At 35.3% G+C, this 26,837-nt stretch carries 29 protein-coding genes and 1 pseudogene; 10 read left to right on the top strand and 20 right to left on the bottom strand.

Going from position 1 to position 26,837, the window contains the following annotated elements:
* Window positions 1-88 precede the first annotated feature (88 nt).
* The 3 genes from ppaC to BAQ49_RS16300 all read right to left on the bottom strand — a co-directional run bounded on the left by ppaC (window position 89) and on the right by BAQ49_RS16300 (window position 2,463).
* On the bottom strand, window positions 89-1,018 hold the full coding sequence (ppaC, locus tag BAQ49_RS16290) for a manganese-dependent inorganic pyrophosphatase (RefSeq protein ID WP_071746186.1): 930 nt from the start codon (window positions 1,016-1,018) through the stop codon (window positions 89-91).
* Between the two features lie 218 nt (window positions 1,019-1,236).
* Window positions 1,237-1,752, bottom strand: a complete 516-nt coding sequence (locus BAQ49_RS16295) for a DinB family protein (protein ID WP_071746187.1) — start codon at window positions 1,750-1,752, stop codon at window positions 1,237-1,239.
* Window positions 1,753-1,959: 207 nt separating this feature from the next.
* Window positions 1,960-2,463 (bottom strand): GNAT family N-acetyltransferase, encoded by a 504-nt coding sequence (locus BAQ49_RS16300; RefSeq protein WP_071746188.1) that lies wholly within the window; start codon window positions 2,461-2,463, stop codon window positions 1,960-1,962.
* Window positions 2,464-2,568: 105 nt separating this feature from the next.
* On the opposite strand from BAQ49_RS16300, the pseudogene BAQ49_RS16305 reads away from it, so the two are divergent.
* Both BAQ49_RS16305 and BAQ49_RS16310 read left to right on the top strand, forming a co-directional pair.
* Window positions 2,569-3,206 (top strand): annotated as a pseudogene (locus tag BAQ49_RS16305) (HD domain-containing protein).
* A 45-nt stretch (window positions 3,207-3,251) separates the two neighbouring features.
* Window positions 3,252-3,548 (top strand): putative GTPase, encoded by a 297-nt coding sequence (locus BAQ49_RS16310; protein WP_175546576.1) that lies wholly within the window; start codon window positions 3,252-3,254, stop codon window positions 3,546-3,548.
* A 272-nt stretch (window positions 3,549-3,820) separates the two neighbouring features.
* Here the strand turns inward: BAQ49_RS16310 and BAQ49_RS16315 are convergent, their stop codons facing one another.
* The 6 genes from BAQ49_RS16315 to BAQ49_RS16340 form a co-directional block, all read right to left on the bottom strand.
* Window positions 3,821-5,311 (bottom strand): alanine/glycine:cation symporter family protein, encoded by a 1,491-nt coding sequence (locus BAQ49_RS16315; protein ID WP_071746189.1) that lies wholly within the window; start codon window positions 5,309-5,311, stop codon window positions 3,821-3,823.
* Between the two features lie 157 nt (window positions 5,312-5,468).
* Window positions 5,469-6,953, bottom strand: coding sequence for an aldehyde dehydrogenase family protein (locus BAQ49_RS16320; protein WP_071746190.1), 1,485 nt, complete (start codon window positions 6,951-6,953; stop codon window positions 5,469-5,471).
* 18 nt (window positions 6,954-6,971) lie between these two features.
* Window positions 6,972-7,868, bottom strand: coding sequence for a 4-hydroxy-tetrahydrodipicolinate synthase (gene dapA / locus BAQ49_RS16325; RefSeq protein WP_071746191.1), 897 nt, complete (start codon window positions 7,866-7,868; stop codon window positions 6,972-6,974).
* Window positions 7,869-7,890: 22 nt separating this feature from the next.
* Window positions 7,891-8,832, bottom strand: a complete 942-nt coding sequence (locus BAQ49_RS16330) for a proline racemase family protein (RefSeq protein WP_071746192.1) — start codon at window positions 8,830-8,832, stop codon at window positions 7,891-7,893.
* Window positions 8,829-9,866, bottom strand: coding sequence for a proline racemase family protein (locus BAQ49_RS16335; protein ID WP_071746193.1), 1,038 nt, complete (start codon window positions 9,864-9,866; stop codon window positions 8,829-8,831). Before BAQ49_RS16335 ends, BAQ49_RS16330 begins: the two co-directional genes overlap by 4 nt.
* On the bottom strand, window positions 9,863-11,038 hold the full coding sequence (locus tag BAQ49_RS16340; protein ID WP_071746194.1) for an NAD(P)/FAD-dependent oxidoreductase: 1,176 nt from the start codon (window positions 11,036-11,038) through the stop codon (window positions 9,863-9,865). The genes BAQ49_RS16335 and BAQ49_RS16340 overlap by 4 nt, the downstream gene beginning before the upstream one ends.
* A gap of 181 nt (window positions 11,039-11,219) precedes the next feature.
* Here BAQ49_RS16340 and BAQ49_RS16345 point away from each other — a divergent pair, with 181 nt between their 5' ends.
* From BAQ49_RS16345 to BAQ49_RS16360, 4 genes are all read left to right on the top strand, one after another.
* Window positions 11,220-12,881 carry a sigma-54 interaction domain-containing protein gene (locus BAQ49_RS16345; protein ID WP_071746195.1) on the top strand — a complete coding sequence of 554 codons (1,662 nt, stop codon included), beginning with the start codon at window positions 11,220-11,222 and terminating at the stop codon, window positions 12,879-12,881.
* A 222-nt stretch (window positions 12,882-13,103) separates the two neighbouring features.
* On the top strand, window positions 13,104-13,376 hold the full coding sequence (locus BAQ49_RS16350) for a (2Fe-2S)-binding protein (protein WP_071746196.1): 273 nt from the start codon (window positions 13,104-13,106) through the stop codon (window positions 13,374-13,376).
* Window positions 13,373-13,705: a (2Fe-2S)-binding protein gene (locus BAQ49_RS16355; RefSeq protein WP_071746197.1), complete on the top strand. Its 333-nt coding sequence runs from the start codon at window positions 13,373-13,375 to the stop codon at window positions 13,703-13,705. The genes BAQ49_RS16350 and BAQ49_RS16355 overlap by 4 nt, the downstream gene beginning before the upstream one ends.
* On the top strand, window positions 13,702-14,937 hold the full coding sequence (locus BAQ49_RS16360) for an NAD(P)/FAD-dependent oxidoreductase (RefSeq protein WP_071746198.1): 1,236 nt from the start codon (window positions 13,702-13,704) through the stop codon (window positions 14,935-14,937). The genes BAQ49_RS16355 and BAQ49_RS16360 overlap by 4 nt, the downstream gene beginning before the upstream one ends.
* Window positions 14,938-14,961: 24 nt before the next feature.
* On the opposite strand, the gene BAQ49_RS16365 is transcribed toward BAQ49_RS16360, so the two are convergent.
* Both BAQ49_RS16365 and BAQ49_RS16370 read right to left on the bottom strand, forming a co-directional pair.
* Window positions 14,962-15,270 carry a YxcD family protein gene (locus BAQ49_RS16365; RefSeq protein WP_071746199.1) on the bottom strand — a complete coding sequence of 103 codons (309 nt, stop codon included), beginning with the start codon at window positions 15,268-15,270 and terminating at the stop codon, window positions 14,962-14,964.
* The gene (locus BAQ49_RS16370) at window positions 15,258-15,707 is read right to left on the bottom strand and encodes a hypothetical protein (RefSeq protein WP_000913423.1); all 450 of its coding nucleotides are present in this window, start codon (window positions 15,705-15,707) and stop codon (window positions 15,258-15,260) included. The genes BAQ49_RS16365 and BAQ49_RS16370 overlap by 13 nt, the downstream gene beginning before the upstream one ends.
* A gap of 257 nt (window positions 15,708-15,964) precedes the next feature.
* On the opposite strand from BAQ49_RS16370, the gene BAQ49_RS16375 reads away from it, so the two are divergent.
* The gene (locus BAQ49_RS16375; RefSeq protein WP_000447222.1) at window positions 15,965-16,729 is read left to right on the top strand and encodes a DUF1836 domain-containing protein; all 765 of its coding nucleotides are present in this window, start codon (window positions 15,965-15,967) and stop codon (window positions 16,727-16,729) included.
* Between the two features lie 127 nt (window positions 16,730-16,856).
* Here the strand turns inward: BAQ49_RS16375 and BAQ49_RS16380 are convergent, their stop codons facing one another.
* Window positions 16,857-17,366, bottom strand: a complete 510-nt coding sequence (locus tag BAQ49_RS16380; RefSeq protein ID WP_071746200.1) for a GrpB family protein — start codon at window positions 17,364-17,366, stop codon at window positions 16,857-16,859.
* Window positions 17,367-17,677: 311 nt separating this feature from the next.
* Here BAQ49_RS16380 and uptA point away from each other — a divergent pair, with 311 nt between their 5' ends.
* Window positions 17,678-18,283, top strand: coding sequence for an undecaprenyl phosphate transporter UptA (gene uptA / locus BAQ49_RS16385; RefSeq protein ID WP_071746201.1), 606 nt, complete (start codon window positions 17,678-17,680; stop codon window positions 18,281-18,283).
* 25 nt (window positions 18,284-18,308) lie between these two features.
* Here uptA and BAQ49_RS16390 read toward each other — a convergent pair whose 3' ends face one another.
* On the bottom strand, window positions 18,309-18,809 hold the full coding sequence (locus BAQ49_RS16390; RefSeq protein ID WP_071746202.1) for a DinB family protein: 501 nt from the start codon (window positions 18,807-18,809) through the stop codon (window positions 18,309-18,311).
* Window positions 18,810-18,954: 145 nt separating this feature from the next.
* Between BAQ49_RS16390 and BAQ49_RS16395 the strand changes: the two genes are divergently transcribed.
* Window positions 18,955-19,179, top strand: a complete 225-nt coding sequence (locus BAQ49_RS16395; protein ID WP_002032598.1) for a hypothetical protein — start codon at window positions 18,955-18,957, stop codon at window positions 19,177-19,179.
* A gap of 41 nt (window positions 19,180-19,220) precedes the next feature.
* Here BAQ49_RS16395 and dltD read toward each other — a convergent pair whose 3' ends face one another.
* From dltD to BAQ49_RS16430, 7 genes are all read right to left on the bottom strand, one after another.
* Window positions 19,221-20,402 (bottom strand): D-alanyl-lipoteichoic acid biosynthesis protein DltD, encoded by a 1,182-nt coding sequence (gene dltD / locus BAQ49_RS16400; RefSeq protein WP_071746203.1) that lies wholly within the window; start codon window positions 20,400-20,402, stop codon window positions 19,221-19,223.
* A 334-nt stretch (window positions 20,403-20,736) separates the two neighbouring features.
* Window positions 20,737-22,359 (bottom strand): peptide ABC transporter substrate-binding protein, encoded by a 1,623-nt coding sequence (locus BAQ49_RS16405; protein ID WP_071746204.1) that lies wholly within the window; start codon window positions 22,357-22,359, stop codon window positions 20,737-20,739.
* Window positions 22,360-22,379: 20 nt separating this feature from the next.
* Window positions 22,380-23,381: a C40 family peptidase gene (locus BAQ49_RS16410; RefSeq protein WP_071746205.1), complete on the bottom strand. Its 1,002-nt coding sequence runs from the start codon at window positions 23,379-23,381 to the stop codon at window positions 22,380-22,382.
* Window positions 23,382-23,420: 39 nt separating this feature from the next.
* On the bottom strand, window positions 23,421-24,482 hold the full coding sequence (locus BAQ49_RS16415; protein ID WP_180237364.1) for a dipeptide epimerase: 1,062 nt from the start codon (window positions 24,480-24,482) through the stop codon (window positions 23,421-23,423).
* 111 nt (window positions 24,483-24,593) lie between these two features.
* Window positions 24,594-24,920 (bottom strand): DUF3870 domain-containing protein, encoded by a 327-nt coding sequence (locus tag BAQ49_RS16420; RefSeq protein ID WP_002012954.1) that lies wholly within the window; start codon window positions 24,918-24,920, stop codon window positions 24,594-24,596.
* 88 nt (window positions 24,921-25,008) lie between these two features.
* Window positions 25,009-25,284 carry a hypothetical protein gene (locus BAQ49_RS34120; RefSeq protein ID WP_071746207.1) on the bottom strand — a complete coding sequence of 92 codons (276 nt, stop codon included), beginning with the start codon at window positions 25,282-25,284 and terminating at the stop codon, window positions 25,009-25,011.
* Window positions 25,223-25,579: an FtsB family cell division protein gene (locus BAQ49_RS16430; protein WP_071746208.1), complete on the bottom strand. Its 357-nt coding sequence runs from the start codon at window positions 25,577-25,579 to the stop codon at window positions 25,223-25,225. Before BAQ49_RS16430 ends, BAQ49_RS34120 begins: the two co-directional genes overlap by 62 nt.
* Before the next feature lie 288 nt (window positions 25,580-25,867).
* On the opposite strand from BAQ49_RS16430, the gene BAQ49_RS16435 reads away from it, so the two are divergent.
* The gene (locus BAQ49_RS16435) at window positions 25,868-26,794 is read left to right on the top strand and encodes an aldo/keto reductase (RefSeq protein WP_071746209.1); all 927 of its coding nucleotides are present in this window, start codon (window positions 25,868-25,870) and stop codon (window positions 26,792-26,794) included.
* The last annotated feature ends 43 nt before the right edge of the window (window positions 26,795-26,837 follow it).

Genomic DNA, 26,837 nt, shown 5'->3' on the forward strand with positions numbered 1-26,837 from the left:
TTTTTAATTTTCTGTTTTTTAAAGATAAAAAGGACAAGTAGCCAATCTGACTACTTGTCCTTTTTTTGTTAAACCATACACAATTATATTAAGCTTGGAATGCTTCTGTTAATATTGGTACGATTTGTTTTTTACGAGATACAACACCTTTTAATGTAGCAGTGTTGTTTTCTAGAGATACGTTGTATGCTTTCTCAACAACGTTTGCTGCTTTACCGATCGCAAGACCGACAGAATCGTTAGTTAAGATATCAGTTACAACAAATAAGAATAAGTCTAAACCTTTTTCTTCTACTACTGTAGAGATAACTTTTTCAAGTTCAGCTTGGTGTACAAGAACATCGTTTGTATCAACAGCGTTTACTTGTGCGATTTCAACTTTCGCGTTACCCATTTGGAATTCTTTAGCGTCAAGGGAGATTAATTGCTCCATTGTTTTTCCGCTTAAGTCAGCACCAGCTTTTAACATTTCTAAGCCGTAGTTATCTGCATCTACATCAGCGATTTCTGCTAATTCGCGAGCTGCTGCTACGTCTTGTTCTGTGCAAGTTGGAGATTTGAATAGTAAAGAATCTGAAATGATTGCAGATAACATTAAACCTGCAACTTCTTTACGAATTGCAACACCATTTTCTTTGTACATTTTGTTTAAGATTGTAGCTGTACAACCAACTGGCTCACAACGGTAGTATATAGGATCGCTTGTTTCAAAGTTAGCAATACGGTGATGGTCAATAACTTCTAACACACGAACAGATTCGATATCGTTAGCACTTTGTTGACGCTCGTTATGGTCAACTAAAATAACATTGTCCACTTCGCTTGCAACTGTCTCAACAAAACGCGGTCCTTCTACTTTAAAATAGTCTAACGCAAATTGAGTTTCACCGCTGATTTCGCCTAAACGTACAGGCTCAGCATTCATTCCTAATTCTTTTTTCAATTCTGCATAAGCAATCGCAGAACAAATTGCATCTGTATCTGGGTTTTTATGCCCGAAAACTAGTACTTTTTCCATGTTTTCCACCTCTTCATGAAAAGGATATCTTAAAGAAGCAAATATGACAATATTTTAGACACATTTTTTTATAAATAATTGCAGTTTCTTCTATATTTTTCATCGTTTTCACAAAAAAAGACCCTCTAAAATAATTTAGATGGCCAAAAGTTATCTTTTCGTTAAAATAAAGGTGGTACTTGCACTAAGTTATTAAATGTGAAATTGGCAAAGGCAGTCTAATTATCGAATAGCCCTCTTCCTCTCAGATTTGCGGAAACAGGCTCCTTTCCTATTTCACGTGCCCATATAGATAACTGGCCGATATGGTGAATTTCATGGACAATGACATGACGTATTATCTCTCCGTGTGTACATTCAATGACCCGGCGCCTGATTGGGGCGTCTCTAGAGCTAATCGGTACTTCATTGAAATCAGTTTCTGAAAGTTTCCGAGAATCCATTTCATTTGTCCAAGATGTCACAAATGGCTTCACTTTCTCGTGGTATTGATCCGAAAGATTTTTCACTTTTTGCAAGCTAGTATAATCTTCAAACAATGGCTCCTCAGGCACTGGTTCACCTCGCAAACCTAAGATCCACATATATTCCACATCTACAATGTGAAATAGGGTATGTAGGATGCTACCAAATCCACCAACCCTTTTCTTTAATAGTTCTTCAGCCGACATATCTTCGCACAATGTAAACCAATCATCACGAACTTGCCAGTTATATTGAAACAGTTTCAACATCACAACAACCTCCATTTTTTAGATTAACATTTTAATATTCACCAAATGACTTCAAAATCAAAATCTAAAAAAACTGTCAAAGCTCTCTACAGACTGGTCCTTTAAATTAAACATTCCAGATGAAGATAAAGGGTCAAAAGAAAAACACTATTATACAGGGGTGTATCAAACATTATTTGAAATTATCCCTCTTTTCAAATAAAAAAACTAAAGCATTTTATAATAAATTACCGTTGCATCCAGCTCACCATTTGGAGAAATTGCATATTCCGGTATTTTTCCAACTTCTTGATAGTCTAATGATTTGTATAATCTATTCGATGGATCCCCTTCTCTAGTATCTAACACTAAAAGAGACCTATTTTCTTGCTTTGCTCGTTCCTCTGCTTTTTTCAATAATGAACGTCCGATGCCATTCCGTCTAAAGTTTGGGTGAGTCATTAACTTACAAATTTCGGCCCTATGGATCCCATTAGGCTTTGTAACAAGATGTAATTGTACACTTCCTGCCACTTCATTATTTATTTTAGCAACATATAATATCACTTCTGGTGCTAATACGGTTTGCCAATAATTTATGGCTTCTTGTTGTTCCAGTGGAGGTAAAAAACCAATTGACGCCTCATCATCTACTACTGTTTTCAAAAGTTTAGAAAGCTCTTCCATATCATTTTCTAATTGCTTAATTTCTTCAATTACTAAATTTTGCATTACTAATCCCCCTTTTGTTTCATTGTAACAACTTTTAAAGAAGGAATAATGAAATTCTAAGATGAAATTATTAAATATATGATTTTTTAGAGAAAGGATACCTATATGAAATATATATTAGATAGGACATATGCAAGAGAATTACTCCAGTGGGCATATGAACAAAACCCAGGTCCGTGGTTCGAACATTCATGTAATGTTGCCCTTGCGACTGAAAAGATAGTTGTTGAACTTATTAATAATGAGTACGACCTAGATGCTGATATAGCATACAATGCTGCCTTCCTGCATGATATAGGAAGATATAAAGGTTTTACTAAATCATTCATTCCTATGATGGTTACATGTATATGAATGATTTAGGGTATACAGGAAACGCCGTTATATGTGTGACGCATTCATTTCCTTGCAAAAATGAGCAGTTAGATATCGCGGCAGAGTGGAGCCTTGTTCCCGATTATATTGAAAGCCGGTTGGTTGACATACTTAATGAACATAGTGACTACGACTTATACAATAAAGTAATTACCCTTTGCGACGCTCTCGCTGATGCGGAAGGCTTTACTACTCTTGAAAAAAGATTGATTTCAGTTGGTTTGCGACACGGAACAACCTCTCATACCTCCTTTCATTGGAAAGGATTCTACACAATTAAGAATGAATTAGAATCTTTAATCGGTAAGAGTATATACACACTTCTCCCTGATGTAGAGAAATCGATTTACGGAAATATAGAATATTAAAAACAAAATAATTTGACTGTATGATTCTACAAAACTTTTTCAAAAGTGGAGGGATTTATTATTAGTAAAATAGGATTTGACTTAATAAATCATGAAGGTAACTTCGATTTTGGATATGAAGATATAACGAATATATCCAAGAAATGCAAATTCTCTAACTGTTCGCATACTAATGAACCACACTGTGCAGTTCAAGATGCTGTATCTAACGGTATTCTTTCTGAAGAAATATTTAATAATTATTATAGAGATATAAACGAGGCACAATATGTTTCTGCACAAAGAAATAAAACGAAAGCTATTGATTATATGAAACAATTGAAACTCTTTCAAAAAAATTAGGCTAAAATAAAAAGCTCTCCTTACAAGCATAATTTAAGGAGAGCTTTTTCACTTTTAATAACTTTGATTTTTCAATTCCACCATACACTCGGCATTAAAATCAGCGCTCAACACATTTTAGTTCACCAGTAATTACAACTGAGACACATTAAACTTCTAATACCCCTTTACTAAGATCGATACATTCTTTTATTTAAGGTTAAAAAAAGACCATATATAACCTAGATAAAAAGATTGAATTTTCAGTTTTTTAATATTGGAAGTTTACATATTTAAAATTTAACACTATCATCCGCCGATACTTTTTCTTTAGAACTTTTTCTTTCAATCTCTTTACCCCGCTCTTCCCAAATCGTTAAACCTTCAATCCCTACTTTTTTAGGATCAAATACTGGATCTTTCCCTTCTTTTTTCTGCGTTTCATAATCTTTTAACACTTTTAATGCCGTTTTACTTAATAATAGGATTGCTATAAGGTTTAACCATGCCATACTACCAATTCCTAAATCTCCGAGATTCCATAAAAACGAAGCTGATTCTACACTACCGATGTATACCATAATTAAAAATCCAATTTTTAATACTGGTTTTAACCAGCTATATTTGAGGTCACGATCTAAATAAGTAAGCGTCGTTTCAGCGATATAGTAGTACGCGAGTAAAGTTGTAAATGCGAAGAAGAATATTGCGATTGAAATAAATATTGGACCAAATCCTGTCATAACAGTTTCAACTGCTTGTTGTGTATAAATTGGACCTGCTTCCACATTTCCTATATTCTGTACAATAGCGCTTTTCCCTTCAGGTATAACATTGTACATACCTGTTATTAAAATCATAAGCGCTGTCGCAGTACATACTACAATTGTATCGATATATACAGAAAACGCTTGAACTAACCCTTGTTTTGCAGGGTGCGATACTTCAGCAGCAGCTGAGCTATACGTCGCTTCCCCAACACCAGCAACGTTTGAAAATACAGCACGCTTTACTCCCCATGCAATAGCTGCGCCGACGATGCCGCCAAACATTTCATTTACACCAAAAGCACTTGAGAAAATTAAAGCAAACATACTTGGAATTTCCGTTATATTCGCAATTAAAATGATACATGTAACAATTACATAACCAATTGCCATAAAAGGAACAAGCATTTGTGAAACGCCCGCAATTCTCTTTACGCCACCAAAAATGATAGCTGCTAATAATACGACTAATAATATACCAGTTATATATTTGCTAATACCATTAGAATTTTCAAACCCAACTGCGATACTACTAGATTGAATACCTGGTAATAAAACGCCATATGAAAGTGTTACAACGACCGCTACAATAACTGCAAACCATTTCATTTTTAAACCTTTTTCAATAAAATATGGTGTACCGCCGCGATATTCATTCCCTACTTTACTCTTATACACTTGAGATAATGTTGATTCAACGAACGCACTAGCTGCCCCTAACAAAGCCATTACCCACATCCAAAATACAGCTCCAGGCCCGCCAAAAGCGATAGCTGTCGCTACCCCTGCGATATTACCTATTCCAACCCTACCTGATAAGGCTAAACAAAACGCTTGGAAGGATGATATTCCCGTCTCCGAGCTCTTCCCTTCAAATAATAGTTTAATCATCTCTTTAAAATAACGAATTTGTAAAAAACGAGTGGCAATTGTAAAATACACTCCTGCTCCTAATGCGAAAACAACTAAACCAATACTCCATACTTGCCCTACTAACCATTCTACTAACTGCTCCATCCAAATCCCCCTTATAATTCTTTTGAAAAAGCAATTTTATATATAAGAAAACGGACAACCTTTTTCATGCCTTCCAGTTGTCCGCATCTCTTACTATATTTCATCATTTTATTATCCCGCTATTTGCGAGCAGTAAAGCTACTCACTGAATAGAGTTTCACTTTATATTTACCCAAACACTTTTCACTTCTGTATAATTATCAAGTGCATATGAACCTAACTCACGTCCAATACCTGATTGTTTATATCCACCAAATGGTGCAGCTGCATTTTCTAAGTTATAATCATTAATCCACACTGTTCCTGCCTTTAATCTATTAGCAACTTGATGTCCAGTTTTAATATTTTGTGTCCATACCCCAGCAGCAAGCCCATATGAAGAGCGATTTGCTCTTTCAATTACTTCTTCTGTCGAATCAAATGGAAGTACAACGACAACTGGTCCAAAGATTTCTTCCTTAACAATTGTCATATCATCAGTAACATTTGTGAATACTGTCGGCTGAACAAAATAACCTTTTTCAAATGCACGTTCACCACCAGCTGCAACAGTAGCACCTTCAGCTCTTCCTTGTGCAATGTAATTTAGCACACGCTCTTGTTGTTTTTTAGATACGAGTGGACCCATTTCTGTATCTGTTTCCATCCCGCCTCCAAGTTTAATATTATTTGCCCTTTTTACAAGCTCTTCTACTACAGTTTCATAATGCTTCCGATGAACAAATACACGGGATCCTGCACTACAATTTTGACCATGATTATACATAATGCCCTGGAATGCACCGTTAATCGCTTCTTCTAAATCAGCATCTTCTAAAATGATATTTGGTGACTTACCACCAAGTTCTAAAGTTACATGTTTAATTGTTTCTGCAGATTGACGCATAATATATTTCCCTGTAACTGTGGAACCTGTGAAAGCTACTTTATCAATATCATGATGGTTTACAATTGCAGCTCCTGCTCCTTGGCCAAAACCTGGTACAAAGTTTACGACACCACTTGGAAAACCAGCTTCTTTAAATAGCTTCGCTGTATATAATAAAGATAAAGGCGTTTGCTCTGCAGGTTTTAGTACAATGGTACAACCTGTCGCAAGAGCGGCACCCATTTTCCAAGAAGACATAACGAGCGGAAAATTCCACGGAATAATTTGACCAACAACACCAACTGGTTCATGGCGTGTGTAATTTAAATAATCTTTTGAAATTGGAATGGTTTGCCCGATAATTTTTGTAGCCCATCCCGCGTAATAACGATAATTTTCTACAGTCGCTGAAATATCATCATCAAGTGCTACTTGATATGGCTTCCCATTATCTAAAGCCTCAAGCTGTGCTAATTCTTCTCTATGTTCTTCAATTAAGTCTGCTAATTTATAAATAAGATGCGCTCTTTCAGCAGTAGTCATTTCCGCCCAAGGGCCTGATTCAAAAGCAAATCTTGCCGCTTTTACTGCAATATCAACATCTTCTTCTTGTGCTTCACATACGACCGCTAGAACGTCTTCTGTCGCTGGATTGTATGTTTCAAATGTCTTCCCACTAATAGAAGGAACAAATTCGCCATTAATAAACATTTTAATTTCTTCATTTAAAAACACTTTCACTTTTGGTTTCAGCTCAATGTTTGTCGTTAACATATATACACGCCTCCCTATTTAAACAGCTGCATGAGCTGCGATTTCGGATAATATCGTTTGAAGCTTTTGATCTTCTTCTTCAGTTAATCTTAATCTCGGATAACGAGAAGGTCCTCCGACTTGCCCGTGTAATTCCATTGATCGTTTAACGATTTGTACATATTTCCCAGACCCTTCAAGAAACTCACAAAGAGGTAAAATAGCATCGTTTATTTCCCATGCTTTTTCTAGTTCACCATTTTGAAAATGCTCATACATTTTCGTAACGAGACCTGGAACGATATTTCCAGCCACTGAAACCCATCCCGTTGCACCAACTAAATAAGATTCCATAACTAAATCTTCAGACCCACAGAAAACTTGAAAAGCACCTTCGCCTTGTCTTACTAAATCTCTCGCTTTTCGAATATCTCCGCTAGATTCTTTAATATGTGTAACATTTTCACACTCTTTTCCAATACGGAGCATTAGCTCTGTACTCATATCAACACCAGAAGTAAATGGGTTATTGTATAACATTATTGGTATATTTACAGCGTTTGAGATTTCTTTAAAATGAAAATAGATTTCCTCTTCCTTCGGTTTACAATAGTAAGAGTTTATAATTAATGCACAATCCGCTCCGTGCGCTTCTGCATGTTTCGTATATTCAATCGTTTCTTTCGTCGTCTCCGCAGCAGTTCCAACAATGACTGGAATACGGCCATCAACTTCTTTTAATACTGTTTCTACCATGTTAAATCGTTCTTCTTTTGATAAACTAACAAATTCTCCCGTACTTCCATTAATAATAATTCCAGCTACTTTTTTCTCAATAAAGTAGTTTACGTTTTGCTTTACACCTTTCCAATCAATCTCTTGAAACTCATCCATTGGTGTTATTAATACTGGAAATGCCCCTTTAATATTTTGCATCTTTATCTCTCCCTTTAACATTTTATTTTAATAGAAATCCTGTTGGAAACGGATCTGTAGGATCTAATAGAAACGTCTGCATGCCTGTAATAAACCCTCTACTTTCAAAACGGAAAATGTATCCTAGCTCTTCTTTCTTCACTTGTTCCACTGTTATAAAGCTATTAAAAATACTTTCATTTTTAAAAGCTTTATCCGCTATATATTCATTTTTAAATAAAGCATGAACATAAGACACAATAGTAGAAACAAAACCTGGTGAACGCACTATAAAGTTATCTTCATGAAATGTAATCGACTTTATATGGTTCTTTTCTTTTTGCATAGAATCTACTAAAATAAGTCTTTTTATTAATGACTGTTTTTGTATAGCTTGAAGTGTAGCTTCACCCCATTTTTTTAATTTAGAGATGTTTTCAATACTGATTTTTGGCGAATACGTATCCTTTTCTACAACTGCATATACTTTATCTGCCTGTACGAGAGAGTAACTTATATTACCAACCTTTAAATTTTTCTCAATCATATAACATAGTTTACTTTCAAACGACACCGAAATAACTTCATCATTCTCTACATAGGCATGGACTGAAAATATTCCAGATAGTGTTTCAATTTTGTATTGATTAGACTCTCTCTTTTTTAAATATCCACTTTCTAGTAACATCGTTATTACCGCAACAATACCTCCATAATGAAGAGGAATAGATCCTTCATGATTAAAAAATAATACAGCTGCATCAACTTCCTTATGAATAGAAGGAACGACAATACATCCATTTAACCCAATAAAACCACGTGGTTCATTTAATAAAAGCTGCATTTCTTCTGCTAATTCGCCTGAAAATTGTTCATTTAAATGTTCTAAACTGTAGTAGTATTTGCATGGTACGTCCTTTATTACACGAAATGCTTCGCCAGCTACGTGCACATCTACTGCTGTATACATTTTTTGAATGTTCATTTTACATCCTCCGTTTCATGCTCCATCGGCGGAATTAGCAAAAAGCCTTCTTTAAGCGGATCCTTTTCATTGTAAAAAAATCTATGCATTCCCATAAGCCAAGCTGATCCCGTAATTTTCGTTACTACAGCTTCAATGTTTTCTACATATGTCGTATTCATAACACACCCTTTAAATAGTGAACCTACAATACTCTCATGAACGAATTCTTCATCGATGTCGATTTTTTTATGAGCGTATAATACAGCTAACTTCGCTGATGTTCCTGTACCACATGGAGATCGATCTATTCCTCCCGGCGGAACAACAACTGTATTTTTCACATGTGCACTTTCATGAGTTGGGTCTGTATAAAATTCAATATGTGTTAATCCTCTTATAAACGAATACTCTGGATGAATGATTTCAAACTTCTCATTAATTGTGTTTCGAATATGAATCGCCTTATCAATGATTGTAGATGCGTTTTCTGGTACTAACTCTAGTCCTACTGACTTCGCATCGATAATGGCATAAAAATTTCCTCCATACGCAATTTCAGCCTCTACAGTTCCAATTCCATCGACGTGTACAGAAATATTTTTCAGTAAAAAAGCAGGTATGTTACAGAAGGAGACTTCTTTCGCCTTACCATTTTGAACAGTAATATCTACTTCAACTAAGCCAGCTGGCGTATCTAGCTTTAAAGAAGTAACCGGTTCAACTACTGAAATTAAACCTGATTCAACTAAAGCTGTACATACACCGATTGTATCGTGGCCACACATCGGTAAATATCCACCTGTCTCTATGTATATAACACCTATATCAGCTTCAGGATGACACGGATCTGTTAATAGTGCTCCTGACATTACATCATGACCACGTGGCTCATTCATTAACAATTTGCGAATCCAGTCATACTCCTTTTTCATATGTAACATCTTCTCTGCCATCGTCTCTCCAATTAACTTAGGAAGTCCGCTAATTAATGTCCTCGTTGGATTTCCGCCCGTATGTGTATCAATCGTCGTAAAGACTTTCTGTGACCTCATCCGTTTAACACCCTTTCTGTAAAACGACTCAAACGAAGTGGTTCAATAGGAATGATTGTTTCTTTTTCATTTAATAACTCCTCAATCACTTTCCCAGTAACTGCCGCAAGACTAATTCCATCGCCTTCATGTCCTGCTGCTATAAAGTAGTTCGGAATATGTTCCACTCCTGAAATGATTGGCAAATGATCTTCTGTCCACGGGCGTAATCCAGCATATGAACGAATCACCATCATATCTGCCATTTTCGGATAAAAACGAATTGCTCTATTTGCAATACATTTAATAACCTCGTTATTTATCCTCGTATGAAACCCTACAAATTCTCTACTACTACCAATTAAAAAATTTTGACTTTCTGTTGGCTCAAACACAAGAGCTACCCCATATTTTTCAGTTAAAGCATCCACTTTTCGTTTTCCACCAAATTTAGAAATCAAATAACCAAATTCCATTACTTTACGGCAACCTACGTGCTGTTGCCTTGAGGCTACAATAATATGCCCTTTTCTCGGTTCGATTGGGATGTTTACATCTAACATCTGCCCGATTTTAGGAGCCCACACACCGGCTGCGTTCACAACTTGCTTCGCAGTAAACGTCCCATTTGTCGTTTCTACAATAAAGGAGCCGTCTATATCTCTTTTCATTTCTTTTACTTCTGTATGATTAAAAGCTTTCGCACCCAATTTTTTCGACTCTGCTAGAAGTGAAAATGCAAGGAGATATGGATTTACAGTAGAATCAGTTGCGCATTCTAAACCACCCAATAAATCATCCGCAAAAAATGGTGATTCCTCTCTTATATCTTGCCGATCAAGCATTCGAAACGGTAACCCAGCATCTTTTTGACGATTCACCCATTGCTGCGCTGCCTCCATCTCTTCGTCTGATTCACAAACGAGAATACTTCCTGGCGCCCTATATTCAAATGAGTGCTCCAATTCTTCACTTAATTCAGTTACTAATCTTTGACTTACTAACGACATTTGACTATCAAACCCTGGGTCTTTATCGATAGCCAAAATGTTCCCATCACACCGTGAAGACGTCCCACTGACAAATTCTCCTTTTTCAATGATTGTTACGTCTCTTCCGTATTTTGATGTGTAATACGCGATAGAACAGCCTATAATACCACCGCCTATTATTAAAACGTCACAGTGTCTCACATAGCACCCCCCTTTCTCCTAAATCTCTCACTTTCTATTTATGCAATTGGTGTGCCAACTCTACAGGCAGAACTATTTATATGAAATAATTTTTATTTGTAAAAATATTTTAAATTTATCGTAAATAGGTGTATTATTTTTTTATCACTGTCTAAATTTTTATACATAATAGGAGGACATTATGACATTTTCATTTCCAACAATAAAAGAGTTTATAAAAATTTTATCAATCGATCGTACAAGTATGTTTAAGTACATGAAACAGGTAGGTGACAAATTTTATTACATCCATTCATCTACTGAAAAATGGAGTTGTGCAGTTATATATGAAAATGACTCTTTCAATGCTTTAATCGAAGCCTTTTCTAGCTATTCAGCGGTCGTTATTATAAGCGAAACTCAAGAACCTATATGCTGTATAACTGCTCAGCAAACGATTCCTTTTCTTTATAAGTATTACAATGAACTACAAGCTTTTTATAATACTGTTATTCAAACAACTGATTCTTCTGTTACAGTCATCGATGATAAAGAATACGTCCGTACTTGGACGGATGGCGCCGAAAAGATTTTTTCAGTCAACCATAATGAAATTATCGGACAAGCAATCACTCGTTTTTTTGATTATAAAGATTTAGAAATTTTACAATCATTACATGACGGAAAAAGTATAATCGCTCAATTCCATCAGCCTCGTCCTGATTTGTTCGTATTAATAAATTCAAACCCAGTTTACTGTAACGATGAAATTATAGGAGCAGTCGTTTCAGAAACAGATGTTACAAATCAAGTTGTATTGAATGAAAAACTATTTAATATGTCACATGAAATGCACCGGTTAGAGCAAGAAGTAGCAAAATATAAAGATACATCGGATCCTTTCCTTGCGATGAATGGAAAAAGCCCTGTTATACAAAGGACTATTCAATTAGCTAGAAAGGTCTGTTCAGTGAAATCAACCGTTTTAATACTCGGCGAAAGCGGTGTCGGAAAAGAAGTATTTGCGAAAGCAATACATGAAGCAAGTGAGGCAGCAAAGGCGCCTTTCATTTCAATTAACTGCGGCGCAATTCCAGAAGCGTTATTTGAAAGTGAATTATTCGGATACGAACGTGGGGCGTTTTCTGGAGCGAATAGTAAAGGAAAAAAAGGTAAAATAGAGCTCGCTCAAGGTGGTACTTTGTTCCTTGATGAAATAGGTGAAATGCCTCTCGATATGCAAGTGAAACTTTTACGTGTATTGCAAGAAAGAAAGTATTACCGAGTCGGTGGAGAGAAAGAAATAAATATTGATTTCCGTATTATCGCTGCTACAAATCGTGATTTACAAGAAGAAATGAGAAAAGGAACTTTCCGAGAAGATTTATATTATCGCTTAAATGTAGTTAGCTTGCATATTCCACCACTACGTGAAAGACGCGAGGACATTATTGAATTAACATACTCATTCTTAAATGATTTTTCAATAAACTATAACAGACCAATTCGAGACTTACCTTCAAATATTATGCATGAACTACTTCATTACAATTGGCCTGGTAATATTCGCGAGCTCCGAAACGTAGTTGAAAGACTCGTCGTATTTGCGACAGACGGCATTATTAAACAAGAATATTTACCATTTCATACAAATGAAACTTTAGACAATCATACAGCTCAATCCCTATTACTCAGCAACAATAATACGATTCTTTCTTTACAAGAAGAAATGGATGAGCACGAGAAGAAGGTAATTGAAAGAGCTTTACGCATTTTGGATGGTAATAAATTAGAATGTGCGAAACAACTTGGCGTAACGAGGGCCACTTTATATAACCGTTTAAAAAGGCTGGGGTTACAATAAAGTGAAACTTTAATCAGTGGGGGTTTTATCCCCACTTGATTATCAGCCCTCACCAATCGGGCTTTTACGGGCAGCCCGACCCCCACCTAACTTCTTTGCTTTCACTGAATTTTGAGGTGGAGTCTTACTGCCCGGCAAATAGCGAGATACCCCCCTCCCCCTCTATATTGGCATAGTTTTTGCATAATAATTTATGTAAACCGAACTAGAGGAGGAGTACATATGACGAATAAAGAGAACTTAATTGTTTGTCGTTGTGAAGAAGTTACATACGGACAACTTCAATCGACAATTGCTGAATATAAATGCTCGGCAAGAGAATTAAAACTAAGAACACGTGCTGGCATGGGATTTTGCGGTGGCCGCACATGTAGAATGATGATAGATCGAATGATTGAAAATGCAAACCCTGACATAACTCCTAATGAAATACCTTTAAAATATCAACCACCCGTGCGCGCGGTTACTTTTGGAGCGGTAGGTGAAAGTAAATGAGTAGAATTACAGATCACCCTATTTTAGGTAGTTTAAATAATAGTGAACGCATCACATTTCAATTTAACGGTCAACAATACGAAGCTTATGAACACGAAAGTATAGCTGCTGCCCTGTTAGCAAACGGAATACGAACTTTAAGGGTCCATGAAGATAGCGGGACACCACGAGGTATTTATTGTAATATCGGACATTGTTCAGAATGCCGCGTGACAGTAAATAATCAAACGAACGTAAGAGCGTGCTTAACTGTTGTAGAAGACAATATGGTTGTTGAAAGCGGAAAACAGCATCCAAATATCGTGAGAGAGATGGTGAAAAAGCAATGATAGATGTAATTATTATTGGCGCAGGACCAGCAGGATTATCAGCGTCTATCTCTTGTGCCCATTTTGGACTTAACGTACTTGTTATTGATGAATTTATGAAGCCTGGCGGAAGATTGTTAGGACAATTGCATCAAGAGCCTACTGGAGAATGGTGGAACGGCATAGAAGAATCCAAACGCCTTCACGAAGAAGCAAAATCACTTTTAGTCGATATTCGGTGCGGTGTTTCTGTCTTTAATTTAGAAAAAGATGAGAACTCTTGGCTCATACATACAAATATCGGTACATTAGAAGCACCGTTCGTACTCATTGCTACTGGGGCTGCTGAGTATTCTATTCCCCTTCCTGGCTGGACACTTCCAGGGGTTATGTCAATTGGAGCAGCTCAAGTTATGACAAATGTTCATCGCGTGCAAGTTGGAAAAAAAGGAATCATTATTGGCGCTAACATTTTGTCATTCGCTATTTTAAATGAACTACAGTTAGCTGGAATTAATGTGGATCATATTGTACTTCCTGAAAAAAGTGAGTTAAGCCAAAAAGCTGGTGAACCGGAAGAAGTTTTAAACTCTCTTTTAAATGCGGCACACCTCGCTCCTTCTGCTTTTTTGCGTATAGGTAGCCGTTTTATGAAATATGATTGGATTCGAAAAGCTGGATTAACCTTCTATCCAAATAACGGAATGAAAATAAACGGGACACCACTTCATCTCCGGAAAGCTGCACTTGAAATTATCGGTACAGATCAAGTTGAAGGTGTGCGTGTAGCTAATATTGATTCTAACGGAAATGTTATTAATGGCTCAGAAAAGATATATGAGGCTGACTTCGTTTGTATTGCCGGAGGTTTGTATCCTCTTGCTGAGCTTGCCGCTGTAGCGGGATGCCCTTTCCATTACATTCCAGAATTAGGCGGACATGTTCCACTTCATTCAGAAGAAATGGAAACCCCTCTTCCTGGTTTATTTGTAGCTGGCAATATTACTGGAATTGAAAGTGGTAAAATCGCAATGGCGCAAGGAAAGGTTGCAGGTCTATCTATTGCTAAACATGCAAGTGAGAAACGTGACGTAATCGAGCAACAATTACACCAAGCAATGCAAAACGTTCACTCTGTTCGTCAAAAAGCAGCAATTCAATTTAATCCCATGATTGATGTTGGCAGACGGAAGATGAATGAAATTTGGCGTGATTATTCTTCTGTATATGCACATACTAAAAAGAGCTGCTGAGATTACTCTCAACAGCTCTTTTCACTACTCTTCTGAGTTATTAAATTTCGCTAATGCGTAAATGCCTTCTTCATCATCTAATTCAAGTTGCAATCTTGCAGCAAATGAATTGACGTTGTATTCTCGATCAAGTAGTAAGCGTAGCGCTTCGATTAAGTTTGCTTGAATTAAAATTTGCTGGCGACCATTTACCTCTACTTCTGCAGAGAAACCGTAGTCATCATCATACATTAGTTCAACTGCAACTTCTTCTGGACCAACTTGTCTTTTTTCAGCGATATATACACAAAGTGCATTTATAAGCTCTTGTTCAGAAATTTTTATTGTTTCCATGCTACTTCATCTGCCTTCTTCTTACGTTGATCTTTGAAGTATTTAAATGCACGAACTGCTAACATTACGATACCAGCCATTACTAACATATTTACCATAAACGCTAATACAGAACCAAGAGCTCCCATATTTGCAAATAAGCTACCCATTAGTAAACCACCAAGACCACCTAGTAATAAGCCTTTCATAAAGCCACCTTTATTACTTTTTGGTGCTGTGTTTGTTGCTTTTGTTTTTGAATCTGTTGTCGTTTTTTGTGAATTTACATTAGAATCTTTTTTGTTTAAATCAACTTTTGAATTTTGACCAGAACTTGGTGTATATGATTTCTTACCAGATTTGTAACTTTTCGCTTCCGCGTGATTTACGAACATAAAGCTACTAGCTCCAAAGATAACCATGAATGCTGTCATTACTGCTACAAATTTTTTCAACATATTATATCCATTCTCCTTTTATATAGATATATGTGAAATCTACCTTTCTTTTAAAATAAGAATGATAGATTTATTTTAAAACCTTTTTAAAGGTTCTTATGAACTTATTATATGAACTTTTGTCGAAATATGCAAGTATTATTTACTTACGACAAATTTATGACATAGGAAAAATTAAGCAAAACAGAATTGACTTTAAATGAAACAAAACATATTATAAGTTCATAAGAACTTTTTATAATTTTGGAGGTGAAAAGATGGAAACATTTCATCTCACACGAAACGAAATGGCAACGCTCCTTCTATCACTTAGAGGATGGAATCCGAAAAAGCCTCTTAGCATTTTACAAGAAGCTTGGGCAAAGTCACATAAAAAAGATATTGAAAGCGGACAAAGCGTTACAGCTTTTATTACAACCGCACTTTCACCTATTTTTGAAAAATTAATTAAAATCGATGATACAGATGTTGGTTTTTCTTTAAATGAAATAGTTGCGCTTGGTAATCAGATTGAAAACACGAGTTTCTCTGTAACTGCTATGCAAAACTGGGTGAAACGAGATATAAAAGAAATGATTGGCTCCCCTCAAAAAGGGAAGAAATACTCAATCGAACAAGCAGCCTTACTATTTATTGTTGAAGATTTAAAAACGGCACTTGATTTTGAATCTATTCGTAAACTATTACGACTCATCGTAAACGACCCGGCCGATCGTAGTGACGATTTAATTAATCCTGTTCATTTATATGGTGCTTACTCCTCTTTATTTGAAGAACTAAATCAAGGGAATTGCATACAACTAAATGCTACAGATACAATTCATACGATTGAAAATATTGTAAAAGAAAAAGCGGATAAAATCGCAAGCAAGTTCGATCAAATAAATAACGAACAACGCGAAGCAATTCGTAACGCTATTATTATCGCTACACTATCTGTACATACCGCATATGTACAAATGTTAGCGAAACGATATGTGACAGCAACGTTATTTTTACAAAATTTAGATGTGAAGCCGTAAAAAGAGGAGCCATAGATTATGGCCCCTCTTTTTGTCATTATAAAAGATACGATTATATCGATGTTTCTATGTAGATAATAGGTTTATTTAATTTAGGAATGCCAATAGTTTCACATAGCCTCCTTTTTCAATTGTTTATTTTATCCAATGCAGATTTAACAAAGCCTGTTTTATCATCAGCATATTTATGTTTATTATTGGGGGTAACCTGTGACAATTTCATCTTTAACTGCTCATACTCAATCCGAGCAGTTTTATTATTTATTAAGTAGTTTCTAAAACACAATTGCTCAATTAAATATTTATTCCCCTTTTCATACATATGAATTTGATGTGTTCTCGGCTCTCCTTTATTAAAATAATATCTTTCAGGTAATACATCTTTTCTATACCTATATTTTAAATGTTCTAACCTAGCAATACATTTCACACCATTCTCAAAATTTTTCAATTCAATTGCAATATCAATAATAGGTTTTGCACTCAAGTATGGACTAGAAGTACTTCCAATATGGTGTGTTGCCAAAATATATTCTCCAATTTGGTCTTCAATTAATTGTTTCTCTTTTAAAAATGCAACTTCCCATTCCTCAGTCCATGGAACTAAAAAAACTTCACCACGGGGTAATCCTAACATTCATTTAACTCCTCCTGCATATAGCCCTTTTTATAGATATAAATTCCAAATATTCCACCTTTATTGTATAACATACAAATAAAAATCCCCCTATTTTTACTACATATAAAATGAGAATTTTTTAATATTCCTTTCATTCTCTCTTCATGAAAACTCAACTTATATCATTTACTATAATACTTATGAGAGACATAAAAGAATTGAAATGGCAATCCCCTATATAAATAAGGTATAATCTACATATAGTGAACCTTTTATGTTGTTAAATAAAGGGGCTTATATTCAAAATTCATAAATTAGAAGGTGCAACAATGTTAAGTAGTTTTATTCACTCAGTATTAACATTTTTTGAAGGATTAGGTTATTGGGGCATTATGCTCGGACTTATGATTGAAATTATTCCAAGTGAGATTGTCCTTGCTTATGCGGGATACTTAGTATTCAATGGTAGTATCTCATTTGTAGGCGCAGTTATATTCGGTACAATTGGTGGTGTTATTGCCCAAATTTTTGTTTATTGGATTGGTCGATATGGTGGTCGCCCTGTATTAGAACGTTACGGTAAGTATATTTTCATACATAAAAAACAAATGGATGCTGCTGAAGATTGGTTTAATCGTTACGGAACTGGCGTAATTTTCACAGCGCGCTTCATTCCGGTAGTGCGTCATGCGATTTCAATTCCTGCTGGTATTACAAAAATGCCATTACTACGTTTCACTACTTTAACAGCACTTGCGATAATCCCTTGGTCTATCATTTTCATTTATCTAGGTGAAAAACTAGGTGAAAACTGGGAGAATATTAATGAAATTGCTGGACCGTATGTGAAATCTTTCGCTATTGGCGGGGTTGTTCTTATTATTTTATATTTCGTAATAAAAAAGTGGACAAAAAAACGTAAAAATCTTGCTTAAGATTATAATAATAACCGCTATAAATTCATTTAGAATTATAGCGGTTTTTATTATTGGCTTCGCTAAGTTTTAGGAATTGTATAATTTCTTCTTTATGTTTTAAATCATGTTGAATGAGTGATGAAAAATAATTGTTTAATCTCACTCTTTTCGTGCCGAATTGGAAATCATCTTTAAAATTCCGGGCAGAAATTTGATTAATTTGATCAACTAACTGTTTACGAGTAAAGCTGAATTGATCTAATAGTTCTTCTTTTGAAATACCGGATCTCGCATATTTCATTGCACCCTCATTCATTTCCTCAACACCTGTTGGAACATGGGGTACAGATTGTCCACTTATAAAGTATGGAATTCTAAAATTCATTAAAAACTCATCCCAAATGATTAAATGTGAAATCACATCCGCAATTCCCCATGAACCTTTTCTAAAAGGTTCAAACCATACATCATTAGTTACACACTTCAATGTTTGGCACCATTCTATTAGTCTTAACTTTTCTTCTAGAATACTTTCTTTCTCCATAATTCATTCCTCTTTCACACTAATAATCGATTCATATATAACTTCTAGACATTACATAAAAACCCCTCCAGTTTAAGATTTACGTGGATAAGCAACCATTCAGTCATATAATTCGTATAGTAACTCAAAAGGAGTGATTTCCCCTATGCATTGGCAGCAAAAAGTACCATACTTAATCGGACGCCCTGTTGGTGTTTCCCTCATTAATGGGCAAGGGACATCCGGCGTTTTATGCGGCGTACAAAATAATCAATTATTTGTTTATGAATACCTTTACCAAGCTCAATTTGCAATGAAACATTATGATTTTAGACAAATTCAAGATATACACGCCTTTCCAAATTGCCCACACCAAAATCCTTTATATTAAAAAACAGGAACGGCTTAATTGCCATTCCTGTTTCTAAGTTGTTATTTCTCAGAGTAAAACTTATGCACTGCTTCATCGAAATAAATCCAGCCTTTCCAACCTAAATGAATCGTATCTTTTAAGAAATACTTATCATATTCATGGCTAGAAAAATCGACTACTGGGTATCCCGCTTTCTCGACTTGCTCGCGAACCTTATTATAATACACATCACGACGTTCTTTCGGGAAACCAGCGTAATCATACCACGGTCCGTTTACAGGCACAGAAATAAAGAGTGGTTTTATATTTTTTTCTTTGAAAAGATCTAAAACAATTTGTAAGTCATCATATTCTGGTGAATCATCATAAGATTCATTTGCTCTAAAGTTTTTTAAACCTTTTAATTTTTTCTTTAAATTATGTTTATAGTAATATGGATTTTCAATTCCGAATGTATTTGTTGTGGATCCCACTTTACCTTCTTGCTCCGCATGTTTACGTGCATCTTCCCAAGAAAGCGAACGTAATCCCATATTCGTTTTCTCTTTCATCGGTTCAATCTTAAATAGAGAGTTAAATAAATCTCGATGATCTAAAATGTTCCGATACATATACGCTAGCGGCTTAGCTAATCCAGCTTTTATGTTATGTTTTGTATCGTTATATATAATACTTTCTAGAGAACTACTTAAGATCGCGTCTTTACGAACAACTTTGTAATCTAATAAACGCTTCGCGATTTTTTTCTTCATTTCAGGATTTATTTCATCATTAAAAATAAAGTGATAGGCTTGTTGTTTGGAGAAATTATTTGTAAAATCCCCTTGTGACACACCGGTTTTTGTAAACCATTGTGGTGAAAGAACAAAGACTACCTTTTTACCTTCTAATCCATCCATTGTAGACGTCATATTTAAAATATGAGCCAAGCTTTGCGTACCACCAGTCCCTATTAAAAATGGAGTAAAGCCTGCCGGATTTACTTTAAAATAATTAGACGGATGATATGCATCCATTCGTAAAAATTCTGATGAACCATACATCGGTAAATACTGCGAATTCTCTAACATTTTTTGCTGTAAGAAAACACTTTGCAATTTTTCTTTTTGCAAGGAAGTTGCTGCATCTTCTACCTTTTTATCGCTTATTAGTGATACTAAACTCTTAGAGGGAATAAGCAATACAATGAAAAAAAGTACGCAAGCTAAAATAATTGGTCCGAAAACATGCTTCATCTTCATCTGCTATTCCTCTTTCTAGTACTATTAAATTGTAACCCTTGTTTTTGACACGTCATCATTTCTCTCCTTTTTCTCTATACATGTTCCATTCTATTTATCTATTATACATGTATGTATTTCCTTCCTTGTTCTATTAAGTCCTATACAAATAGCACAAGAAAATGTTTCCAAAGAAACACGTTAATTATACAAGATTCCACATAAATTTCACACTGGAATTTATGTAATAATTTTATTTTTAAACGGCGAGAAAACATTTGAAATGTCTATAACTCATTTGAAGCTATAAGAAAAAACAGACTATCACATACGTGAAGTCTGTTTCTCCATCACTTTACTTTTGTACATCTGCCCATTTTAAGCTTGTAGCTGGACCAAATTGATGTACATATAAGTCTTTCACATATGGCTTTTGTAAATACGATAATCCTCGCTGGAATACTGGTGCAATTACTGCATCATCCAGAAGCATTTTTTCAGCATCTTGCAGTGCTTTCCAACGAGCTTTTTCATCATTACCTAATTCAGTTTTAATCTTCTTAATTAACGCGTCATACTCTGGATTTGCATATCCTGTATTATTTACGGTACTTCCCGAAAGGAAAACTTCTAAGTATGTCATTGGATCTGGATAATCAGGTAACCAACGTGATAACGACATTTCATATTCTTTTTTCTTCTCGAGCGCTAGTTTTTGTGTATGTGGTTGTAATTTCACATTTACCTTTAAGCCTGGTAAATTTTTCTCAAGCTGTTCTTTAATATACTCGCCTACTTTTTTAAAGTTTTCTAAGTCATAGTTTAATAACTCCAGCGTTACTTCATTTGTTCCCGTTTCTTGCTTCGCCTTTTCCCAATATTCTTTCGCTTGTTTTACATCAGTCTTATTAAACTCACCTGCCGTACTTCTAAAATCTTTCTTATCTGGACCTTTTAAAAATCCTTTTGGTACGTAGTAGTTCGCAGCGACAGAACCATCATTTAAAAATGAAGTTGCGAGCCCCTTCTTATCAAACACAGTACTTAGTGCAAGACGGGCATTTTTATTTTTAAGAATTGGTACATTTTCATTGAAACGGAAGAAGTACATAACCGGATCTGTATATTGTTTTAGCTCTTTATTATTTTTATATTTATCTACGAATTCTGTGGAAATGACAGCCCTATCTACTTTATCTGTTTCATATAAATTTACCGCAGTTGAAATTTCTTTAACAATTTGATAGTTTACTTCATCTAACTTCACTTCTTTTTTATCCCAATATTTATCGTTTTTCTTCATTGTAAAACTTGCTTCATGCTTCCACTCTGATAATGTAAATGGCCCATTATATATCGCTTTATTTGCTTCTAACCCGTATTTATCGCCTTGCTCTTTCGCAAACTTTTCATTAATTGGATAGAAAGACGGTAAAATAAGTAGTTTCGTAAAATACGGTACTGGATGTTCTAACTCAACAACGAACGTTTTATCATCTTTTGCTTTCACACCTAATTCTTCTAAGCCTAATTGTTTCTTATTTATCTTCTCCGCATTTTTCACATCGTACGCGATATATGCATATTGAGAGACTGTATCTGGATTAATAAGTTGCTTCCAAGCATATACGTAATCATGAGCTGTTACTGGATCACCGTTAGACCATTTCGCATCACGCAAGTGGAATGTATAAGTCTTTCCGTCTTTACTCACTTCATATTTCTGTGCCCCAGCCTCAATCACTTCATCATTTTTCGATAAACGGAATAACCCTTCCATTACGTTATTTAACACGTTAAACGATACCGCATCAGTTACTTTTCCTGAATTTAATGACGGAATTTCACCCGTTTCTAGTAGCTGTAATACTTTCTTCTCATCTCTCGGCTTTGTCGTTGTTTTTTCTTTTGCGCAGCCCACTAAAAATGAAGAAACTAATAGAGTACTAACTAATGAGTAACGAACAACTTTTTTCATTTGAAAACCCCCTCTATTTTTTAAGGTAAGTAACGACGAGCACCCGCGTATTCTTCTATATATCCTGGTGTATTTAACGGAATAATTTCAACTGATCTTTCAGCTCTTGGTGAGTGAATCATATTTCCGTCACCAATATACATTCCAACGTGATGAACACTACCTTTTCCTTGGTTATGTGCAAAGAATATTAAATCGCCCTTTTGTAGGTTTTCTTTATCAACCGCAATTCCTGCTTTTGATTGTGGCCCAGAATCCCTCGGTATTGTAATACCATGTGATTTATAAATCGTATGTGTAAATCCAGAGCAATCAAATCCGAATCCACTTGTACCAGCCCATATATACGGTAATCCTAAAAACATTTTTCCCGTGTTTATTAAATCATCAGCTGTCGGCTTTGGAATATCATTTTGAGAACGGTAAACAGTTCCATCATTTTTTCGTAGCCATGCCTTCTGACCATTTGGTAACAATACACGGTATGAAATCGGATCTTCACTTAATAGCGGCAGTCGCGTATTATAACTGACTTCAAGTGATTTATGTTTTTCAGAAGGATTTATATACAAAATGGCTGTCGGTTTCGTTACTAATACGAAAGGTTCATTTGTTTTATCTGCAAATTCTTGATTATATGTTAATTGTTTTTCAGGCATCCAACCTGGATAGCCTTCTTCGTTTCGTGGAGTTGGCTGTCCGTGCACTAGTACTTTTACCCAATCACCTTTTTTATCAATTACTGTTACTTCTTGACCGAGTAGCGCTTGCGTTTCTAATTTATTTGCACTCGTTAACCAAAGCTTCTCATCAAGCGTCATTGATTTCGTCCACTTCCACAAATCAACTGGATTTGTTGCGCTCGGTGCATCAATTGGTCGTAATGAGTCAGGCGCAGTCCATAACGTTGCAGCAGATACATCTATAAATGCTTTATTATCCTTCTTCTCTTCAGCATTTGCCGAAGTAAACGATGAAAATATAAATAAAGTTGTTAAAAATGCAGTTCCTACTTTTTTCATATATATCCCCCTTAAAAGATAGTTTACTAGGTACTACTCCTAAGATTGTATATTCACTACAGAATGCAGGTTTACCTTTGGACCAGTGTAAGTCATTCCTTCTGGCTCTTCTACTAACCATAACGGTGCATCAAGATCAAAGTAATGAATGTTCGGATGTGCCGCAGCTAAATGGGCAACAGCACTAACTGAAAGTGAAGATTCCATCATACTTCCAACCATACATTTCACACCTGCTGCTTCCGCGATATCCGCAATTTTCCAGGCTTCTCGAATACCACCGCATTTCATTAATTTAATATTAATCAGGTCTGCATATCCTCCTTGGACAATTTTTAATGCGTCACCCGCTGAAAACATACTTTCATCTGCCATAATAGGCGTTTGTACATTGTCCTTTACGTACTTTAATCCTTCCCAATCTTTCGCATGAACTGGTTGTTCTACAAATTCTATATTTAAATTTCTATTCTCCATTTCTCTAATAATAGAAATCGCTTCTTTCGGTTTCCATCCTTGATTTGCATCTAAACGTAACGTTGTACTCTTTGGAACCACATTTCGAATTGCCTCTATGCGTTCCAAATCTAAATGCGCCTCTTTACCCACCTTAATTTTTAATGTTTGGAATCCCTTTTCGATATGCTTTTTCGTTTCTTTTGCCATTAATAAAGGTTCATCCACACTTACAGTAATATCAGTATAAATCTCTTTCTTTCCACCTAGTAATGCGTATAATGGTATGTTGTGAAATTGACAATATACATCGTATAAAGCCATATCTACCGCCGCTTTCGCACTTGTATTTCCTATACAGCTCATTTGAATGTGTAACAATAACGTTTGAAACTGCAGTACATCTTTATCAACTAATACAGAGCGAATTGGCCCTAATATTGCTTCCTCAATCCCGTTGGCAAAATCACCTGTAATAACCGGCGTTGCAGTAGCAGCTCCTTTCCCAACAATCCCTTCATCTGTATGAATAACCACATCTATACTTTCGATTTCCGTTACAGTACGGAGCGCTGTTTTAAACGGTGTATGAAGTTTTACGTGTCGACGTTTTACCTTCACATCAGTAATTTTCATTTTGTTCATCCTTTCGTTGTCTTTAGAGTGTAACTTTAATCCACGGGAGGCTTTTATTCTGCCTATTAATACGAAATAAAAAAATCCAGCCATAAGAAAATTCTTACGGCTGGATTTTGTCTATGAATGGGTAGACAAAGCAGCAATCTGATTATATTTTTTCTGTGCATCCTTTAGCGCTACAAGTAGCGCCTTTTGAGACGAACCGAAGTATCGATTTTTTATTTCTGTTACTAATGCTGGGTCATTAATATTTTTATGTAGAAACAAATATTTAACAAATTGAGATGTTAATGCAATTGTTGCTGAGCAATCTGCATCTACAATTTCCCCTGTATCCTTCTCAAGTACAAATGCTACAAAATAACTTTTGAACTTTTCGGTAATAGGATTATTTTGAGGTGCTTTCGCATCCCCTACGACGTAAATTGTATTTGAAGCGTACACAGCTATCTTCCTTTCTTATACGAGGATAATGGTTTTCTTAACAGACGTATGAGCTGTTAACTCAACGTTGATTAAAAAATGTATCCGCTTACCTTGTATTATATACAATTGACAGAATTTTAACAATATTTATTTTGACGTATATTCCATAATTATGAAAATCTATTTCAACAATTAAAAATGGCTCAAACTTCTCATTTTTACAATATGTCATTGCTCCTTGTACCATGACATTCATACTACAAACACCTTTTCCCTCATACATCAAAAAACAGTTAGCTATCGCTAACTGTTCCACCACTTCACTTTGGCAATACGAATATTGTTTCGTTGGACTTAGAAAATTGATACTCTTTTCTCGCAAACTTTAAAATTTCTTCTTCATTATCCGTTAAATTCTCGATGTTAGTCTTTAAAGAACCTTGATCTTTCTTTAATGAAACTAATTGTTTCTTTTGATTCGTTATTGTATCTTTTTTTTCACTTATTATTTCTTGTTGTTTCGTCAATATATATTGAACGTACAAAGTAGTTGCAGCGACAAAAATAAACATGAATATAAATCGCCTTAATTTCTTTTTATTTATTGCTCGATTGTCATTAGACTGTGATAGTTGCTCTGGTATATTAGGAACATTTACTCTTTTGAGTTTCCTCATTTTCAAATCCCCCTAACCCATATTTTTCACTACCATCGGCACGATCCTCTTACTAACTTAAATTCTATTCTTATAAAATAAGCTCCTTCACAAAAAAATCTCACAAATTAACCAATTAGAGATAGCGTTCGACGACATTTCCGTATTTGATATGAAAATTTTTATTTATGCTGCTATAAAATAGTAGTTTATGTTATTCTTTTTCCCCAATTGTAGAAAACATTTTTACACACATAAATTCCAGTTTTGCATACCGATGTTATAACATGCTTACAAGGAGGAAAAGCGATGCACTACCGTACATTAGGTAAAACTGGAATTATTGTTTCTGAAATTGGCTTTGGAGCGTGGGCGATTGGCGGCGATGAATGGGGTCCTGTTAACGACAAACAATCTATAACCGCTATGAAGAAAGCAATTGAATGCGGCGTAAACTTTATTGATACTGCTGATGTATACGGTTTAGGACATAGTGAAAGGTTAGTAACTCAAGCAATAAGAGAGCACCGTAATAATATCGTTTTATCAACGAAAGGCGGTTTAATTGGGCATCACTATGATCCAAGTGGAGAGCCTGTTTATAATACTGCCGAAAAAGTAATCGCAGTATTTGAAACTAGCTTACTGCGCTTAGAAACAGATTATATTGATGTTTATTTCTGTCACATTTGGTGGGATAAACAAGAAGAAACAGAAGCATTTTTACGCGCATTTGAAATATTAAAACGGGACGGAAAAGTAAGAGCTGTTGGTGTTTCAACTCACGACCTACAATATATAAAACATTTCAATAAAAACAATGAAATTGATGTTGTGCAACTTGATTACAACATATTAAACCGAAAACCAGAAATCGACATACTGCCCTACCTACAAGAGAACAATTTAGGAGCTGTTATACGCGGACCTTTAAAAATGGGGATATTAACTGGAAAGTTTACAAATAAAACAACTTTTCCTGACGGAGATTTACGCAAAGAATGGCCAAAAGAAAAGTGGTTTCAAGAAGATTTACAAAAAGTAGAAAAATTAAGGTTACTCTCAAATAAAAATCAGACATTAGGACAACTTGCACTTCGCTACGTCCTCTCCCATCCAGCAGTATCGGTCGCAATTCCTGGCGCAAAAACAGAAACACAAGCGAAAGAAAATGCAGATGCAACTACCCGTCCGATCCTTACAAATGAGGAATTAGCGTATATTCAGTCAATATAAAACAAGACCAGCATTTGGATTTTTCCAACTGCTGGTCTTGTTT

Source organism: Bacillus proteolyticus (assembly GCF_001884065.1).
Classification (GTDB): domain Bacteria; phylum Bacillota; class Bacilli; order Bacillales; family Bacillaceae_G; genus Bacillus_A; species Bacillus_A proteolyticus.

Bases quoted from the DNA above. Each gene is read 5' to 3' on its own strand.
- BAQ49_RS16415 (WP_180237364.1), bottom strand. From the start codon at position 24,482: ATGAACAAAATGAAAATTACTGATGTGAAGGTAAAACGTCGACACGTA.
- BAQ49_RS16315 (WP_071746189.1), bottom strand. From the start codon at position 5,311: ATGGAGCAGTTAGTAGAATGGTTAGTAGGGCAAGTATGGAGTATTGGT.
- BAQ49_RS16330 (WP_071746192.1), bottom strand. From the start codon at position 8,832: ATGAACATTCAAAAAATGTATACAGCAGTAGATGTGCACGTAGCTGGC.
- BAQ49_RS16355 (WP_071746197.1), top strand. From the start codon at position 13,373: ATGAGTAGAATTACAGATCACCCTATTTTAGGTAGTTTAAATAATAGT.
- BAQ49_RS16350 (WP_071746196.1), top strand. From the start codon at position 13,104: ATGACGAATAAAGAGAACTTAATTGTTTGTCGTTGTGAAGAAGTTACA.
- BAQ49_RS16300 (WP_071746188.1), bottom strand. From the start codon at position 2,463: ATGCAAAATTTAGTAATTGAAGAAATTAAGCAATTAGAAAATGATATG.
- uptA (WP_071746201.1), top strand. From the start codon at position 17,678: ATGTTAAGTAGTTTTATTCACTCAGTATTAACATTTTTTGAAGGATTA.
- BAQ49_RS16405 (WP_071746204.1), bottom strand. From the start codon at position 22,359: ATGAAAAAAGTTGTTCGTTACTCATTAGTTAGTACTCTATTAGTTTCT.
- BAQ49_RS16390 (WP_071746202.1), bottom strand. From the start codon at position 18,809: ATGGAGAAAGAAAGTATTCTAGAAGAAAAGTTAAGACTAATAGAATGG.
- BAQ49_RS16295 (WP_071746187.1), bottom strand. From the start codon at position 1,752: ATGTTGAAACTGTTTCAATATAACTGGCAAGTTCGTGATGATTGGTTT.
- ppaC (WP_071746186.1), bottom strand. From the start codon at position 1,018: ATGGAAAAAGTACTAGTTTTCGGGCATAAAAACCCAGATACAGATGCA.
- BAQ49_RS16375 (WP_000447222.1), top strand. From the start codon at position 15,965: ATGGAAACATTTCATCTCACACGAAACGAAATGGCAACGCTCCTTCTA.
- BAQ49_RS16395 (WP_002032598.1), top strand. From the start codon at position 18,955: ATGCATTGGCAGCAAAAAGTACCATACTTAATCGGACGCCCTGTTGGT.
- dltD (WP_071746203.1), bottom strand. From the start codon at position 20,402: ATGAAGATGAAGCATGTTTTCGGACCAATTATTTTAGCTTGCGTACTT.
- BAQ49_RS16345 (WP_071746195.1), top strand. From the start codon at position 11,220: ATGACATTTTCATTTCCAACAATAAAAGAGTTTATAAAAATTTTATCA.
- BAQ49_RS16435 (WP_071746209.1), top strand. From the start codon at position 25,868: ATGCACTACCGTACATTAGGTAAAACTGGAATTATTGTTTCTGAAATT.
- BAQ49_RS16370 (WP_000913423.1), bottom strand. From the start codon at position 15,707: ATGTTGAAAAAATTTGTAGCAGTAATGACAGCATTCATGGTTATCTTT.
- BAQ49_RS16410 (WP_071746205.1), bottom strand. From the start codon at position 23,381: ATGAAAAAAGTAGGAACTGCATTTTTAACAACTTTATTTATATTTTCA.
- dapA (WP_071746191.1), bottom strand. From the start codon at position 7,868: ATGCAAAATATTAAAGGGGCATTTCCAGTATTAATAACACCAATGGAT.
- BAQ49_RS16430 (WP_071746208.1), bottom strand. From the start codon at position 25,579: ATGAGGAAACTCAAAAGAGTAAATGTTCCTAATATACCAGAGCAACTA.
- BAQ49_RS16335 (WP_071746193.1), bottom strand. From the start codon at position 9,866: ATGAGGTCACAGAAAGTCTTTACGACGATTGATACACATACGGGCGGA.
- BAQ49_RS16360 (WP_071746198.1), top strand. From the start codon at position 13,702: ATGATAGATGTAATTATTATTGGCGCAGGACCAGCAGGATTATCAGCG.
- BAQ49_RS16365 (WP_071746199.1), bottom strand. From the start codon at position 15,270: ATGGAAACAATAAAAATTTCTGAACAAGAGCTTATAAATGCACTTTGT.
- BAQ49_RS16380 (WP_071746200.1), bottom strand. From the start codon at position 17,366: ATGTTAGGATTACCCCGTGGTGAAGTTTTTTTAGTTCCATGGACTGAG.
- BAQ49_RS16320 (WP_071746190.1), bottom strand. From the start codon at position 6,953: ATGTTAACGACAAACATTGAGCTGAAACCAAAAGTGAAAGTGTTTTTA.